We start from the raw sequence: 16,716 nt of genomic DNA, 5'->3' as shown, positions 1-16,716 counted from the left end.
ACCTGTTCTAATTGGTGCTTATCCTGTAAATGGTCGGTGATGCTTTTGTCAATATCCTCTTTTACAGATAAAAAGCATTTGATTTGTGATTTTATATATCCCGTGGTTAACCATTCTGAATGGCATTTTAACTTTTCACAATCTTTTTCCCTGAATTCAGGCGCTTTGAATGTGCCATCCTCTCGCAGATGTCCTGATGTCGTTTTCCGATATTTCAGATGGGCGCAGTTAGCTTTCTCCTGCAATCTCCTTTTCAGCGATATGTGGTCAGGCAGGCATTTAACAGGCAATTCATCCGGCTTGACAGCATTATTATTTAAGAGGCATGTTATGGCATTTTGTTTATACGTAGCGAGCGTATCGGGATTTATAATGCCAACGGTGACATGGTTCGGTCTTAATATCGAGGGCACGTCTTCCATAATCAGGATGACGGGTCTTGGCGCTTTTGGTAACTCATCGTTATGGTCCAGATAAGCAAACTCTTTATTGAATCTTGTATGAAATGAACTCTTGGGACACATCTTTATCTGCCGGGCACCAAACGTACCAGCCTGCACAGCTTCCAGCAATGCCTGTCTTAGCTGCTCTCTGCTAACCGGGGACTGGCCGGGTGCACTTTCCGTGTTTGAGTTTTTGCCAGGTTGCACCGGGCAATGGTTGTTAAACGATACTGTTGAGAAAGAATGTGTAGCAAATGAATCCATAACGAAAATACATAGAGTAATGAGAAGGTCAGGGTGATGACGAAGGTTAGTTTATAACCGCTAATGCATAATAAGACTTTTTTTTATCAAAAAAGTTCCACCCTTCACTGTGGTTGACACAACCCTGGTCGCTAAGCTGGAGCAAGAGCCTTTCCCCGCAAAATGCCTGTTGCCTTTTCTGCCGGGTATAGAAAAGCTGAGCCACGAATCATACAGCCTGGAACAATTGCGCACGATTGTTACCGAACTCTCTCATCAGCAACAATCAGAATGGCTAAAGGGGTTACCCGAATTTATTGCCAGTGAGGATTTCTATCAACAGGTCAAAAATATCAGTGCTGCCCGGGACATTCGTCATCGCTACCTCACGCTTCTGCAACCATCCAACAAAGCCTGCATCGTCCGAAGTTCCGGCGTGGATGAAGACCGCTTTGGCAATGCCCAGGCCGGTCGATATGATTCCCGGGTTCATGGTGGCGGCGATATCCTGAAAACCTGCCTGCAAGTCCTGTCGTCCGCTTACCGGCCTGAAGTCTGCCTAAACGGCCAGGTAAAACCCATGGCGCAGGTTATGCAGCAGTGCATCCATTGCCAGCTGGGGGGGCAGTGATCAGCCACTTAACACTACAAAACAATACCATTCAGGTGGAATATACACTGGGTCAACCGCGGGGGGCGGTCTCCGGAACGACAGGCATCCGCCCCCATCGCTATACGATCAAGCGCAGTGATGACGAAAACAGTCAACCGGTTCGGCAATTTACACCGGGAGACGTTACCACACAGTTTGTCCTGGAAAGAATCACCGATGAAGAGACCGGTGAAGCGGGTTATATCGAACAGAGCACCACGGCAACCACGGATGCAAAAGACATCATGCTCTCTGACGAGATATTGCAAAAACTGCAGCAATACACAGAGCAGCTGGAAGATATGTTCTGTTGCCCGGTCGATATTGAGTTCGGCGTGGATGAGCATCAGCACCCCTTCCTGTTCCAGTGTCGACCAGTGACCCAACTGCCGGGCTGTACCCAATTCTCTGCACCAGCACCAGCCCGGCCACTGGCTGAAGGAATTGCTGAACTGACAATCAGTCGTCCATGTCACTATGACGGCTGAACAGAAAGTAAAGCACCGGCACCATCACCAGGGTTAACAGGGTGGACAGCAGCAGACCACCGATAATGGTCCAGCCCATGGGGGACCATACCGCCGAGTTGGACAGCGTTAGCGGCAACAATCCCCCGATAGTGGTCATACTGGTGAGCAGGATGGGCAACATCCGGGTCTGCCCCGCCGCGATAACGGCCTCCCTCAGCCCTTCTCCTTCCCTGAGCAACCGGTTGGTATAGTCCACCAGGATGATGGCATTGTTAACCGCGATACCCACCAGAGAGATCAGCCCGACAAAGGCAGTAAAGGAGAAACTGTAGCCCGCCAGTAATAACGCCAGGATCATTCCGGTCACGGCAAAAGGGATGGCGGCAAATACCAGCAGCGGTTGGATGAAGGAGTTGAACTGCAACACCAGAACGGCAAAGATACCCAGCATCGCGATCAGCAATACCCGGGTCATGCCGGCGAAGGACTCTTTTCTCTGTTCCTGCTCTCCTCCCACCTGGTACCTGACACCTTCCGGCCAGTGATAACGGTCAAGCTTTTCTACGATGGCATCGGTGACCGGGTCCGCCTGATAGCCCCCCTCGAGATCAGCCGTTACCCGTGCCATGCGTTCGGTCATGTAGTGCTGGAAGCGGGGCAGGGCGTTTTTCAACTCCAGGGTGAGCAGCTGCCTTACGGGGATCAGCTCCCCCGAAGCGGATTTCACCACCATATGGTCGAAGCTTTCTATCCTGGGCTGGTGTACCTTGTCCGGGTGATGGGCATTGTTGGGACGGAAACCCGATCCTGCATCCTGGTAGCGGACGACGATCGGGTAATTGTCACCCCGATCATCACGGAGCTGGCTGACGGTCATCCCCACCAGGGCGGATCGAATCATGGCATCAATAGCCTGAACGGAGACGCCATAAATGGCGGCCTTTTCCCGGTTAATGGCGACATGCAGGTTGATATTCGGTTTATCCACAGGGTTGTCAACGTTCACTGTTCCGGGGGTATCGGCAACGATCTGAGCCACCTCCCGGGAAACTGTCCGCACCTGATCCAGGTTATCACCCATCACCCGGATGGCTATGGGTGCTTCATAGGGCGGTCCCTGCAGCAGCTCTTTGATGGTAATGCGGGCACCGGGGATCCGGGCAAAGCGGACTCGCAGGGCATCGATAAACGGTTCCACCGCCTCGAGCCTGCCGCTGTGCAGCCTGACCACCAGCTGGGCAAAATTCGGTACCTGTCGGCTGGATAAAATATTGTAATAGATCCGGGGGTTATCCTTGCCAATATTGGTGGTGATGGAGCGTACCAGGGGGTAAGGCCTGAGAATCTGCTCCACCTGTCTGGACATCACCCGGGTCTGGTCAAAGCTGGCCCCTTCCGGCAGTTCAATATTCACCAGGAACATCGGTTTTTCCGCCTTCGGGAACATACTGACCCCCAGCTGACTGGCCAGCAGCAGGGAACCGGCAAACACCAGGGTGGTCATGGTGACGGTTTTTAAGGGATGGTCCAGTGCGTGGCCCAAAGCGGTTCTGTAGCCATTGCGGGCAAATGACTGCAGCCAGCACAGCAGTGGCGGTGCCCGGTCAACGGTGCTCACCCCCGCACCGTTGCTGGCTGCGTGCCCCTTTAATAACAGCCCTGCCAGCAGGGGCGTTAGCATCAGGGCAACCAGCAGTGAGGCGATCAGCGTCAACATCACGGTGACCGGCATTGATCGCAGAAAAATACCCGATCCGGTCTGCAATCCAATGACAGGAACAAACGCCAGAACAGTGGTCAGCGTACCGCTGGTAACGGCCCAGGCAACCTGGCGGCTGCCTTTGGCCGCCGCTTCCTTCGGGCTGAGCCCCTGATTCAGAAAACGGCGGATATTCTCAATCACGACAATGGCGTTATCCACCAGCATACCCAGGGCAATCACCAGACCGGCGATAGAGACCTGCTGCAAGCCGAAGCCGGCCAGATCAAGCCAGCCCAGGCCGATCAGCACCGACACGGGAATGGCCAGGATAACGATCAGGGCTGACCGTAACCCCAACAACAGAAGGCTCATCAGGCCCACGATAAGCAAGCCCTGCAACAGGTTATCGAAGAATTGTGATACCCGTTCATCCACGGACTCTGCCTGATTATGGGCCAGGTGGATAGCGATCCCCTCTGGCAGCTCGGCACGAAAGCTGTTCAGTACGTCATTCAGTCCGGCCATGACCGAAAAAATAGTGCTGCCCTGGCGCTGCACCACATTGATAAAAACGGCCCTGGTTTCGTTGTAGCGGGCTTCGTAGGAGGGGAGTGCACTGGTCAGCGCTATGTCGGCGATATCTTCCACATAGATGATCTGTTCGGGACGGTAGTGTACGGGGGTTCTTTTTATCTGCTCGACACTGCGAAAGTCACCACTGGTTCTGACGGTGAAGCGCCGATCCCCCGCCAGCAGGTAACCACCGGGCAGGTTGCTTCCGGCTTGCTGTATGGCCCGGACCAGATCATCAAGGCCAATGCCAAGGGCTGTCATTTTGCCCGGGTGGGCCCTGATCTGCAGTTGCTGTTCCGGCAGTGCCTCCAGGGTCGCCCGTTTGACCCCGGGAACTCTGGCCAGACGTTTCTCCAGCTGTTCGGCAATGGGTTTCAGGGTGGGATAGTTGTGTTTGTCTGTGGTCAGTGCCACCTGAAGGATATTGACATCGCCGGGTGACACACGGTCAATGGCCAGAAAAGCGATATCTGTTGGCAGGGTGTTGCGTATTCGGGTGATTTCCGCGACGACTTCGTCATATTTGTTTTGCGGATCTGTGTCGTACAGAAACTCCACGATAATGACGGCCAGACCATCCTCGATATTCGCTTTAAGTACTTTGATGTCATCCAGCTCATTGAGCGCCTCCTCGACCGGATCAACAATCAGTTTCTCCATATCCAGCGGGCTGGTGCCGGGATAGACCACGCGCACCATGGCGGCAGAATAGTTGAATTGCGGGTCCTCAGAGCGGGGCATGGTGTTCAGGGAAGCCACACCAAAGACCACCAGCAACAGGAAAATAACCAGGGTAAAACGGGGATTAAGAATAGCGTTGGCCATCATGGGTCCGACAGTCCTCCCGCTGTATCGGCATTGACCACATGAACCCGGTCGCCGGGTTTGAGCAGACCCGCTCCGGTGGTTATCAGCAGCTCACCGGCCTTTAGGCCCTGACTGATGGCTGCCATGGTGCCGTCAAGATAGTCCAGGGTCACCGTGCGACTGATGGCGGTTTGCTGTTCGCTATTGAAAATAAGCACACTGGCACTGTTCGGCTGATCATCAACCGGGCTTTGAATCAGGGCACTGATGGGAATCAGTGCTCGCTTGCGGGAATGGTCGGGCTGTATCTCAAGCTGCGCGACAAATCCTGAACGGAGCAACGGGTTGGCAGTCGGCAGGCTGATCTCAACAGCAAAGGTACCAGCGCTGGATGCCATGGCCGTTGTACGGGTGATGATCCCGGTAAACCGTTGCTCTGGCAGTGCATCAAAATAGATGCTCACCTTGTCGCCCGGTGCGATCCGGACAATATTCCGGTCCGTCACACTGGTCCGGATAATCCAGCCCTTGCTTTCGTCGGCAACCAGCAGGACAGGCTGGTGTGGTGCCACCAACTCGCCCGCCTCCACATGTCGTTGCAGCACCAGCCCGTTGGCTGGCGCATCAATGCTGGCATAGGTCTGATTGAACCTGGCCATACGCAGTTGGCTCTGGGCAATGGCTAACCCGGTTTCGGCGGATTGCAACTGGTCCAGCGACAGGGCGTTACGGTTGTGCAGTTGCTGCATCCGCTGCAGATTGTTGCGTGCCAGTGCTACTCTGGCAGAAGCAGCGCTCAGCTGTGCGTCGATCTCATCCGGAACAAGATTGGCTAACCGCTGGCCCTTGATCATTCGATCACCGGCGTCAACCAGCACCGTTGCCACCGGGCCGGCGGTTTTGAAAGCCAGGGTCTGCCGGGATTTCCAGCGCAATACCCCGCTGGTTCGAACGGGCACTGAATCGTTTTGGTAGTGTACCGGTTGAACGGTCACTGACACCGGCGGTTTATCGTCAGCATGGCCGGGCGTGATGGCGACAACAGGCAGCAGGATCATGACGAAGGGGAGTAAGATTCGTGGGTAAACACCGGGTCTGCCGAGCATCTGAACCGTCCTTTGAACTGATGCTTATTGTTTTCGGCAGTGGACCCGGTTGTTGATAGGAGGAATTGTATCGGTCAGAAACCATCATAAGTTTCAAACGGTATGATTAAGCAGCCTGAAACCTCCAGCGCGACCTCCAGTAAAATTAAAGCTAACGTACTTGCAAAATGTTTTGATAACTCAACTAAATTCAGGAATTATGATCAGCCAGTAGCTGTAAACATCCCCAATGCTGATGATTTGCAGCCAGCATCAAAGCCGTATAGCCGTGTTTGTTTTGCGCATTGATCGGCGACACATTATGCTTGAGCAACACCTCAACGCAGTCCCCATGACCGTAAGTTGCTGCCGCCATTAATGGCGTCCAGTCATCCATTCCAAGTAGGCTTGCTTCAATTTCCGGTTGTTCCAGAAGCATCTTCAGACATTCCGTTTGCCCATTTACTGCTGCGTACATTACTGCGCTACAGAGGTTATTGTCCTGCGCATTCAGTTTGATCCCTTCCTTTGCCAGAAGCCCTTTGATGATCTCCGTTTGCCCTTTTTCTGTAGCCAGCATGAGTGCAGTTATACCTCCTTTACTGGCTGTATTGATGTCAATCCCCGTTTGTCGGAGTAATAACAAGGCGCAACGTTCATAGCCATTACGTAACGCCACCATCAAAGCCGTATAGTTGTCGTTGTTTTTTGCATTGAGCGACGACTTATCATGTTCAAGCAACACCTCAACGCAGTCCTCATGACCGTATCTTGCAGCTGCCATTAATGGCGTCCAGTTCGCTTTGTCAGGCAGGTTTGCATGAATTCCGTTTTTTTTCAGCAGCACCTTCAGGCACTTCGTTTGCCCCTCGCTTGCTGCGATCGTTAATGCGGTCCGTCCGTCATTGTTGTGCGCATTCGGTTCGATTTCATCCTGTGCCAGAAGTTTTTCCAGGCACTGCGCTTGCCCATTTTTTGCAGCCAACATGAGTGCCGTATTACCCTTTTTATCCTTCCTGTTCACGTCAATGATTTTCCTCGCCAGAATGGCTTCCAGGCAATCAACATGGCCATTTTTTGCGGCCAACATGGCCAGCGTTGACCTTTCTCCATCGCGAACATGGATCAATGCTCTGGCAAAATTTAACAGTTCAGTCAGTAATGCCAAATCACCATTGTCTGCTGCAACCAGGATCTGTGGAAATGTTTGCCATGGGTGCCGTCTTGCTGCATCACCGGACTCCACATAAGACCATACATTTTTACCGTCTTTATTGATTGTACAGATGTCAATATCCGGTTGTTGGAGTAATAAGCTGGCACAACGTTCATCACCTTCATCTGCTGCCAGCATCAAAGCCGTAGAGCCGTTGTTGTTTTGTGCATTGATCGACGATGCATCATGCTCAAGCAACACCTGAACGCAGTCCCCATGACCGTGTCTTGCTGCTTTCATTAATGGCGTCCAGCCGTTCTTGTCAGACAGGTTTGCATTAATTTCTTTTCGTTTCAGAAGCATCATCAGGCATTCGGTGCGCCCATTTTCTGCAGCCAGCATGAGTGCATTTGCACCGTTGGTATTTGTTAAGTTGATGTAAATATGCGTTTGTTGGAGTAATAACAAGGTACAGCGTTCATCACCTCCTATGACCGCCAGCATCAAAGCCGTAAAGCCGTTTCTGTTTTTCTCATTGATCGCCCTCGCGCACACATAATGCTCAAGCAATGCTTGAACGCAGTCCCCATGACCGTATCTGGCTGCCGCCATTAATGGTGTCCAGCCTTCCTTGTCAGGATAGTTTGCACGAATTTCATTTTTTTTCAGAAGCAGCTTCAGGCACTGCGTTTGCCCCTTTGTTGCTGCGAACATTATTGCGGTCCAACCGTGATTGCTCTGCGCATTCAGATCGATTCCCGGCTGTGTGAGAAGTTCTTTCAGACACCCTGTTTGCCCATTTTCCGCAGCCAGCATAAGCGCAGTTTTACCGCTATTTTCCGTATTGTTCACGTCAATGGCTTTCTTCGCCAGAATGGTTTTCAGGCAATCAACATGGCCACTTTTTGCGGCCAACATTGCCGGCGTTAACCCTTGTTGATTGCGAACATGGATCAATGCTCCGGCAAAATTTAACAGTTCAGTCAGTGATGCCAAATCACCATTGTTTGCTGCATCCAGGATCTGTGGCAATGTTTGCCATGGGTGCCGCTCTGCTGCATTACCGGCCTTCACAAAGGACCATACATTTTTACCGTCTTTATTGGTTGCAAGGATGTCAATATCCGGTTGTTGGAGTAATAACCTGGCACAACGTTCATTCCCTCCACGTGCCGCCAGCATCAAAGCCGTATAGCCGTCGTTGTTTTTTGCATTGATCGACAACACATTATGGTCAAGCAACACCTCAACGCAGTCCCCATGACCGTATCTTGCTGCTACCATTAATGGCGTCCAGCCGGACTTGTCTGGCAGGTTTGCATTAATTCCTTTTTGTTTCAGAAGTACCTTCAGACACTCCGTTTGCCCATTTCCTGCTGCATTAACTAACAGCATTTCACCTTTTTCATTATTTGAGTTGAAGTCAATAAGAGGATATTGGCAGAGTGTTTTAAATTGTTCTGGGTCAGACATTAACGTTGAAAACAACAATCTTTGGTATTCAACGAATTCAGTCAAATTCTTGCACAGATCATATCTTGCTAAACAGACAATGACACCCATCTTTTTCAGTTTACTGGCCTGAGATAATACGTCGTTGAAGAAATGGCTGGCATACACTCTGGGAGATCCCGTATCCGGACTTTTTAAATAAGTGGTTAGCTCCCGGACAAATACTTCCTCATCGTTCATAATTTGAATAAGTTTTTCTAACAGCATTTCCTTTATCTGAGGGTAGGATTCTACCGTTTTTTTCCACACTCTTGAGGCAGTTTGATTCAAGAAAAACTCAAAAAAGTCACCCGGTTTATTGGAGTGGTTCAAAGCATGATGAAGAAGATTGAAACGTATTTCTTTCGGGAAGCTATAAAAATTCACCGTTTTTAAATGACCCAGAGTCAGTGTTTGATGGTTATCCCAGTCCAGGTTGCAGTGGGCGCCTTCCACAAGAGGAGCCTCTGAATTAAAGGCCCAAAAATAAAGATTATCTTTCGAGCCAATGCAGAGAAGTGGTGGGTCATCTTCAATTTTCGTGAATAAATCCCAGAAAGATTCCAGGTAAGATTTCTTGTCTACAATATAGAATACGTTCGCGCCAGGGGTAGAATTTAAAAAATGATCGATTAACCATACCTGCAGCCGCTCCCGACTCTGTGAAAATTCATAGCTCCCATCATCGCACGGTTTGATGATTGTCCATAGATCGAGCTTGCTGGCATCTTTGGTTTTGAACCGAAGATTTATTGGCGTTATAAAATCCTCTTTAATGCCATCAATAATTTCACTCGTTAATTCTGTGCCGGAAACAGGCTGGATGAGCCAATCTTCTTTATTTCGCTTTTTTAAAGCGAATACTAAATCTTGATAAAACACCTCGGTAAATTTATGGAGAATTTCAAATTCTGGCATCAGGGATGGCAGGATGCGTTCAAGTCGGCCAATAATTTCTGTATCGTCACCTAGCGTTGCCCTAGGATCATTCATGGGTTCCAAACCAAACCGGTCACAGGCTATATTGTAAAGCGCATTGTGCCAGTGCACTTCATCCCCTACACAATACTCAGCCTGACCATTGGCATGCTCTTTTGCCAGAAATGATTTAACGCCGTATTCCAGTATCCCGTGTCTGATCTTATACAACTCTTTTTGTGGGTCACGGGAGTTCTCCAGGCTGATAAATGCACTTTGAATACGGCTGCCACTGCCATTAAGACAATGGTTTATCCCTGAAAGAAACTCAACAAAATAAGCACAAAAACCGTCTTTATTGAAAGCAAATTTATCAGCCTCACCAGGGTTTTGTGCTTCCAGCTCAAGAAATCGCTCAGTTTGATCAACGATTTTATGGAGATAATAACGAGTATCCTGGAATGATATCAGGCTGGAAGATGTTTCATCTTCACCTCTGAGATCATTTATTATCTTTTGGTGAAAAATAGTAATATCCTCATCACAAATGTCACCGATCAAACGCTGTGTCAAAGATTTCAGTCTACCAATATCTTCCAGAAACTGACCTTTCATGCGGATGTAGCTGACAGGTTCAGCCCATATAACTTGTCTAATCGTGTCAAACTTTCCCTTGGGAAAAGCAATATAATCAGCGTCATAGTCATCCGGTTTTTCAGTATGCCCTAATAATGATGGCCTCTGGTATAAAATAGGGTGAGTCATTGGTACCATTTATTAATTCCTCCCGATCAATTAATTCAACTATTCAGCCCCGACAAAGAGTGACTGTATCTTTTCAAAAGATCGTACTTTTTATATTGCACATTTGTATCATATTGGCGTAGTTCAAGGGCTTTAGTCATGCACGATATTCGAGCTGTACGAGAACATCCCCCGAGTTTAATGTCTAATACAGGCTTTCCCAAGTGATGCCGGGGGCAGCTGCATAGAGAAGCTCCCATTCTCCCAAGCGTTGAAGGTAGTTGTCGAGAAATTAGTCGAAGCAGATTTGCCCGGCGTCATGTTGCAATGACGGTCATTCCCTGAAAAATTGATCACCAGCAGGAACTAAAACTATTTAAATACGGTCAAGTGTCCTGATAATGAAAAAAACAACACGCTTCCAATCGTAACCTCAGAGGGTGGCATTATGAAACCCATTAACAATTTGGTATGCCATTCACCTCCGGTTCCTCATAACCAGTCTCTCCCTGCTGGCGCAAGTGCACAATTGCCCATAAACAAGGCAGCCACCACGGTCCAACTGTTAGTCCTGCAACCAGATGCAGCACTGGCTACCCGTAAAAAAACGCCAGCCACCTTGACAGAGGCCGCTCCCTGTGTCGGCATAGCTGACGCCTCTCCCCGATGAACAAAAAATGAAACGATAAAAAGGCGATCAGGAGGTTTTGTTAAGGTGGATTAAAACTGTTTACACAATACCCTATCCCGATAACGGATTATAAAATCTTGTCCAACTGTTATGATAATTCATTTTATTAATTCGAAGTTGCTGAATTCCATCAAGCATAGAGAGTTTACTGCTATCTTCCGGAGCGTGACTCAATGTACTTAAATATTCAAAAAAAGCCTGACGAGTATATCTTTTTGACATTATCAGTTCTATATCTTCTTCTGCTAAAAGATCTGTGCTTGAACTATAGTAGTTTGTTTCGAAATTCCAGGATATCATCATTTTATGAGGTTCATTCATTATTTCCTGATACTCCTTCTGAGCACTACCGCTTAAAATATACCGAAAGAGTCTTTCCGAATTTTGCTCCAAATTTTCTAAGTTCATTGAATTATAATCCCGCAAATAACGAAAGAAAGCATTATGCGATTTTGCACGAGTTTTCATCGGTTCAGTTAGTTCTTCGATTAGTTTATCATCTATTGAAATAGAATTAGGATTCAGATGTGACGTATTACAAAAACCATTTTCTGCAATTTTAAAGGCTCTCGGCCTCATTAAAACATTATCAATATCATTATATGTTAACGATTTATCCTCCCAGGAAGATAACCTTTTGAGCAAAAGATCTTTGCTTGTTTCTTTCGCTTTACACTTTGCAGCAATAAGAACCTTTTTCGCGTAAACAATAGCACAGACTCTAACACAATCCATTAGTGATATACTTTCTGTTTCCTGAAACTTGAATTTCTCTACCATTGGCAAATCTGATAAGTCCTCTTCAATAGAAAGTACCAGGACATTGTCATGATCAGCAAATAGGCTATTCATTGTTTTTATTTGGGATTCTGTCATTGAGTTATTTGTATAAATTAATAGAAGTGGTATACCTTGTTCTGAAAGTCTTGACGCTTCCTCATCTATCAATTTAACGTAATCTAATCTCCTGGTATTGTTTATGCCATCAAATAATGTTAAACCGTGGTATGCATACCATGTATGAAATACAGGCCCGGGAGGAATTATTTTTAGGCCAAGTTGCTTCATTTCACCATAAGAACTGATACCTGAATAAAATAATGCAGCAGCCATATTTTCTAATGAAAAGTCGTCAATATTCTCAAGCAGGTTTTGTTCTCTAGCTAATTGAGAAACTATTTTCCGTTGTTCTGTTAAATCTGGTAGCTCCATATTGTGGAATTGATGAGGTGATTCTGCTAACTGTATGTTTGAAGTGGAATCACCACGCACACTACAAATCTCTCTGGGTAATCTTGTGCCAAACTCAGGAGACAATGTAATGGTTGTACACTCATGATTACCAAATTTTCCTTTTTTTTCACTTCTTTGGACAAGTTGTGATCCATTTGGACTACTTGATGAATCGACACTGTGAAAAGTTGGTTTATTTGTTGCCGGTTCCATATCATTTATTCCTTGGTTTCTGTCCCTGTTACTTAGTCTTTCAGAGTTCTCTTAAGTTCAAGTAAATTGTAACAGGCAAGTAAGAATGCCTAATGATTAGGGATAGATTGCGCCTGGCCACAATTTATCCTGTTATTGCACAAGTGTTGCACGGGTAAAGGGAATTTCCGGGATAATGCGCTGGCCGAAAGCTTCTTCCATACTTTGAAGACAGAACTCATTCATCATGAGGACTGCCAGACGCGGGAAGAGGCGACAACTATGTTGACAAACACCGGTTTTCGCCTGACTGGTTAAGCAACGCCTTGAGACTGTCTTCTGTTAATCGCTTTCGAGCTTTACAGTATGAGCTGTTGTCTGTTTTATCCGGTTTCTGTTCTTTCGCAATCTGATCTCTGGCATCGGAGATCAGAGTATTGCGGCAAGATTTGTTTTCACTGGCTACCTGATGCATGAACAGAGTTAGTGTTTTTAGAGGCGGGAAATGCTTGACTCTGCCACCAGTATATTGTGACTGAAAATGTGTAAGGTTCTCTTTGGTCAATATGGCCGAGAGGTCACCTTCTTCTGTCTGCGCAAATTGCTTGAGCAGATCATCAGCAAGGTTGAGATATTCTGGGCTAGACTTGTTCATGGCTTGCTCTTGAGGAGTTTTTCCCATGACTTTTTATAGTCGTTTTCTCTTGGGCAAGCCTCTGCCATTTCTGCATCAGAACCTTAAGTCAGTGCCATTGATCTAAGGTTTGTCGACAATTTAAATTCGGTGTCGACATTTTTGCACCTGTGTCGACACTTTTAATACATTTCTACAACAGTTCTTTAAACAACAGAACCCAACTGGAAGATTGGCAGGTACATTGCCACAATCAGGCCACCGACCAGTACACCCAGCACCGACATGATGATGGGTTCCATAAGGCTGGTCATGCCATCAACCATATTATCCACTTCTTCTTCATAGAAGGTGGCTACTTTATCAAGCATCTCATCCAGAGAGCCTGATTCCTCACCGATAGATACCATTTGTATCGCCATAGGCGGAAATATCCCGGTGCTTTTCATGGCAAACTGTAGCTGCTGACCGGTGGATACATCTTCCTTAATTTTTCTTGCCGCATTGGCATAAACGACATTGCCTGCAGCACCAGCTACTGAGTCCAGTGCATCGACAAGGGGAACCCCGGCGGCAAAGGTTGTTGACAGGGTTCGGCCAAAACGGGCAACGGCGGATTTATCCAGAATTTCACCAATAATGGGTAGCTTCAGCATCAGGCGATCCAGACCATCTCTGGCTGCCTTGGATGACTTCAGTGTTCGTGATATCAGGAAGCCACCACCGACCAAAGCGCCGAGGACGAAATGCCAATATTCCTGGACAACCTCTGATATGTTGATGACAACCTGGGTAAAGGCAGGTAGCTCAGCACCAAAGCCCTGAAAAACCTCTTCAAATTGAGGGACTACCTTCACCAGAAGGATGACGGTAACGATCATCGCAATAAGGACTACGGCAATTGGATAGTTCATCGCTTTTTTGATTTTTGCCTTGAGGGCTTCGGTTTTTTCTTTATAGGTAGCGATTCGATCCAGCAATGTCTCAAGTGCTCCTGACTGCTCACCAGAGGCAACGAGATTGCAGTACAGGTCGTCAAAATAATCCGGGTGTTGTCTGAGGGAATCGGCAAAAGTACTGCCTGAGGCTACTTCATTCTTGATCTTGCCAACCAGATCCCTCATGGCTTCTTTCTCGATACCGCCGGAGGTAATGTCAAAGGCCTGAAGCAGTGGTACCCCTGCCTTCATCATGGTTGCCATCTGGCGGGTGAACAGGGCTATGTCCATGGGCTTGACCTTACCCCCACCGCCAAGTGCCAGGGAGGGGCCTTTTTTAGAGACTTTGGTCGCCAGGATACCCTGTTTTCTAAGCTCAGCCTTGACCTGCGCAGCACTGGCACTCTGCATTTCCCCTTTCGTTTTTTTGCCGGCTTTATCTTTACCCTGCCAGACAAATGTGGCTGTTTTGGTTGGTTTTGCGGCCATTGTTTGCGCGATCCATAGCTGTTCTGCTTGATGAGCAGATTATAAGTTTACTTCGCCCACTTTATATCAGGACGATGATAAAAACAGATAATCCTCTGAAATTGAGAACTGATTACTGTTTGTTTCGGTCAAATACGGCCGGTCATTAGGACCTGCTGAGGTTTCGTTGTACGTTTAGCGGGATGCGCAGTCTGGCTTTTATACTTGGCTTCCAGTTGCATTGAACTGGTTTGATTAGACCTGCACCTGTCCGCCTTGTGGAAGTCAGCTGTAGGCGCTACTGAGAGCCTGTTACCTTAGGTCAACTGAGCCTGATTTGTCGTGTGTTTTTAATTGTAAACTTCGGTTCGTTTGAAACCGTCCACATTGATAGCGGTCAGGCTTTTACCCCAGACGCAGCCAGTGTCTATGGCGTGGATATTATCATGACCACTGACCCCATCAAGCGCTGCCCAGTGACCAAAAATGATCTGCTCTTGATAGCAGGGGCTCTTTGAAAACCTGAACCAGGGCGCATAACCGTTTTTCGGGATAGACCCTTTGCTTTCCAGGTCCAACATTCCATAGGCATTACAGAAGCGCATCCGGGTAAAGTAGGCTGCGGTAAGCCGTAGCCTTTGCTTCAGCTTAAGCTCATCATCCCATGGCTGAGGCTTAGTGTTTTTGAAAATCTTTTTGAGCCATTTGATATGGTCTTCAGACCGAAGAGCCTGCTCCAGTTCCCGGGCTTGTTGAATGGCCTGGTCAATGGTCCAGACGGGGGGGATACCAGCATGTACCATGGTAATCTTTCTCTGGTCGTCATGGTGCAGCATTGGACGAAAGCGTAGCCACTGGAGCAGCTCATCAGCATCAGGGGCTTCCAGCACTTCAGTCAGGGTGTCTTTGCCTTTCTGCTTGCGAATGCCACAGGCCACAGCCAGAAGGTGCAGATCGTGATTCCCCAGAACGGCGATACAGCTATTACCAAGACTTTTCAGGTAGCGCAATGTTGCCAGAGATTTTGGGCCGCGATTGACCATATCGCCCGCAACCCAGAGGACATCGTGGTCAGGGTCAAACTTGAGTTCATCCAACAGGTGACGCAGAGGGTCATAACAACCCTGAATGTCCCCGACGGCGTAAGTGGTCATTGGCTGTTCCTGAGCGATCCCTGGCTGTTAATGTTGTCTATCGATCAAATAGTCGGCCATTCGAACAAAATCGGCAAGAGTCAGTACTTCTGGCCGGGCTGCAGGGTCAATGGCCAGTGTTTCAAGCTCTTCTGACTTGAGGTGCTGTTTAAGTGTATTACGAATGGTTTTACGCCGTTGACTGAAAGCATCCCGAACAATCTGTTCCAGTTTCAGAATATCTTTACAGGGATAAGGTAGCTCATGATATGGGGTCATTCGCACGATGGCTGAGTCGACTTTGGGAGCAGGCTTGAACGCTCCGGGTCCTACCGTAAAGAGGTAATCTACTTTGCAGTAATACTGCGCCATGATACCCAGGCGGCCATAATGTTTTTCCCCCGGTGCGGCGGCCAGACGCTGAACCACTTCTTTCTGCAGCATGAAATGCATATCCTGAATCATGCTTTCAAAGCTTAACAGGTGAAAGATTAACGGGGTTGAAATGTTATAGGGCAGGTTGCCAATGATTCGCAGCGGTCGGTCATCGGTTTTCAGGCTGGCAAAATCAAAGTTCAGCGCATCGGCTTCGTGAATATGAAAGTTTGGGTTCAGGCCAAAGCGCAGGAGCAGGGTAGGAATCAGGTCCCTGTCCAGCTCCACAACGTCCAGTCCACCGGCACGCTCAAGAAGGTCGGCGGTCAGGGCTCCCTGGCCGGGACCAATCTCAACCAGATGCTCACCCTGTTTTGGGTTGATCGACGCAACGATTTCACCGATAACGCCATGATCGTGAAGAAAGTTCTGGCCGAAACGTTTGCGGGCCTTATGGTAAGGAACGTCTGTCTGGGGCATGAGGAGTATTGCTCATCTGGGGTGAAACTGCCGATGACCATCAGCCATGAAAAATAGACGGCATGGATATCGGTCAAACAGGCGATAATAACGCCCGACTGCTGTTTTTGCCAGATGCGCGTCATCGTGAAATACAAATCTATGATCCAGTTCAACTGGTTTTTTCTTATCAAGGCCAAATACGCCTTTTGCTGTTATAAGTAGTTAACCAAATGAAATCGTATTTTCTGACCAAGTGGACAGTCACTCTGCGGCGTTACAACTCCGGTCACATAGCTAAGGCTATGC

13 protein-coding genes and 1 pseudogene are annotated in these 16,716 nt (G+C 48.1%); 5 read left to right on the top strand and 9 right to left on the bottom strand.

Annotation, left to right across the window (positions count from 1 at the left end; translation table 11 throughout):
* Positions 1-707: hypothetical protein (locus KDK15_RS15735; protein WP_257296336.1), on the bottom strand; the 707-nt coding region annotated here is incomplete at its 3' end.
* 109 nt (positions 708-816) lie between these two features.
* On the opposite strand from KDK15_RS15735, the gene KDK15_RS15730 reads away from it, so the two are divergent.
* Both KDK15_RS15730 and KDK15_RS15725 read left to right on the top strand, forming a co-directional pair.
* On the top strand, positions 817-1,317 hold the full coding sequence (locus KDK15_RS15730; RefSeq protein ID WP_257296335.1) for a hypothetical protein: 501 nt from the start codon (positions 817-819) through the stop codon (positions 1,315-1,317).
* Positions 1,314-1,826 carry a PEP/pyruvate-binding domain-containing protein gene (locus KDK15_RS15725; RefSeq protein WP_257296334.1) on the top strand — a complete coding sequence of 171 codons (513 nt, stop codon included), beginning with the start codon at positions 1,314-1,316 and terminating at the stop codon, positions 1,824-1,826. Before KDK15_RS15730 ends, KDK15_RS15725 begins: the two co-directional genes overlap by 4 nt.
* Here the strand turns inward: KDK15_RS15725 and KDK15_RS15720 are convergent.
* The 3 genes from KDK15_RS15720 to KDK15_RS15710 form a co-directional block, all read right to left on the bottom strand.
* Positions 1,798-4,911: an efflux RND transporter permease subunit gene (locus tag KDK15_RS15720; RefSeq protein ID WP_257296333.1), complete on the bottom strand. Its 3,114-nt coding sequence runs from the start codon at positions 4,909-4,911 to the stop codon at positions 1,798-1,800. The genes KDK15_RS15725 and KDK15_RS15720 overlap by 29 nt on opposite strands.
* The gene (locus KDK15_RS15715; protein ID WP_257296332.1) at positions 4,908-5,996 is read right to left on the bottom strand and encodes an efflux RND transporter periplasmic adaptor subunit; all 1,089 of its coding nucleotides are present in this window, start codon (positions 5,994-5,996) and stop codon (positions 4,908-4,910) included. Before KDK15_RS15715 ends, KDK15_RS15720 begins: the two co-directional genes overlap by 4 nt.
* 190 nt (positions 5,997-6,186) lie before the next feature.
* A complete protein-coding gene (locus tag KDK15_RS15710) occupies positions 6,187-10,314 on the bottom strand; it encodes an ankyrin repeat domain-containing protein (RefSeq protein ID WP_257296331.1) in 4,128 nt (1,375 codons plus the stop codon).
* A gap of 418 nt (positions 10,315-10,732) precedes the next feature.
* Here KDK15_RS15710 and KDK15_RS15705 point away from each other — a divergent pair, with 418 nt between their 5' ends.
* Entirely contained in the window at positions 10,733-10,954 is a 222-nt protein-coding gene (locus tag KDK15_RS15705; protein ID WP_257296330.1) for a hypothetical protein, read from the top strand.
* Between the two features lie 72 nt (positions 10,955-11,026).
* Here KDK15_RS15705 and KDK15_RS15700 read toward each other — a convergent pair whose 3' ends face one another.
* Positions 11,027-12,421, bottom strand: a complete 1,395-nt coding sequence (locus KDK15_RS15700) for a hypothetical protein (RefSeq protein WP_257296329.1) — start codon at positions 12,419-12,421, stop codon at positions 11,027-11,029.
* Between the two features lie 156 nt (positions 12,422-12,577).
* Between KDK15_RS15700 and KDK15_RS15695 the strand changes: the two are divergent.
* Positions 12,578-12,718, top strand: a pseudogene (locus KDK15_RS15695) (IS3 family transposase); the annotation flags it as partial.
* Here KDK15_RS15695 and KDK15_RS15690 read toward each other — a convergent pair.
* The 4 genes from KDK15_RS15690 to rsmA form a co-directional block, all read right to left on the bottom strand.
* Positions 12,681-13,055, bottom strand: coding sequence for a hypothetical protein (locus KDK15_RS15690; RefSeq protein ID WP_257296328.1), 375 nt, complete (start codon positions 13,053-13,055; stop codon positions 12,681-12,683). The pseudogene KDK15_RS15695 and the gene KDK15_RS15690 sit on opposite strands and share 38 nt — an antisense overlap.
* A 185-nt stretch (positions 13,056-13,240) precedes the next feature.
* Entirely contained in the window at positions 13,241-14,461 is a 1,221-nt protein-coding gene (locus KDK15_RS15685; RefSeq protein ID WP_257296327.1) for a type II secretion system F family protein, read from the bottom strand.
* 329 nt (positions 14,462-14,790) lie between these two features.
* On the bottom strand, positions 14,791-15,594 hold the full coding sequence (locus KDK15_RS15680; protein ID WP_257296326.1) for a symmetrical bis(5'-nucleosyl)-tetraphosphatase: 804 nt from the start codon (positions 15,592-15,594) through the stop codon (positions 14,791-14,793).
* A gap of 27 nt (positions 15,595-15,621) precedes the next feature.
* On the bottom strand, positions 15,622-16,428 hold the full coding sequence (gene rsmA, locus KDK15_RS15675) for a 16S rRNA (adenine(1518)-N(6)/adenine(1519)-N(6))-dimethyltransferase RsmA (protein WP_257296325.1): 807 nt from the start codon (positions 16,426-16,428) through the stop codon (positions 15,622-15,624).
* Positions 16,429-16,490: 62 nt separating this feature from the next.
* On the opposite strand from rsmA, the gene KDK15_RS15670 reads away from it, so the two are divergent.
* Positions 16,491-16,628 (top strand): hypothetical protein, encoded by a 138-nt coding sequence (locus KDK15_RS15670; RefSeq protein ID WP_257296324.1) that lies wholly within the window; start codon positions 16,491-16,493, stop codon positions 16,626-16,628.
* Positions 16,629-16,716 lie beyond the last annotated feature (88 nt).

Origin of the sequence: Endozoicomonas sp. YOMI1 (assembly GCF_024606345.1) — a bacterium.
Taxonomy (GTDB): domain Bacteria; phylum Pseudomonadota; class Gammaproteobacteria; order Pseudomonadales; family Endozoicomonadaceae; genus Endozoicomonas.
The sequence above is the reverse complement of the archived record's forward strand: the minus strand, read 5'-3'. Positions and strand labels throughout refer to the sequence as shown.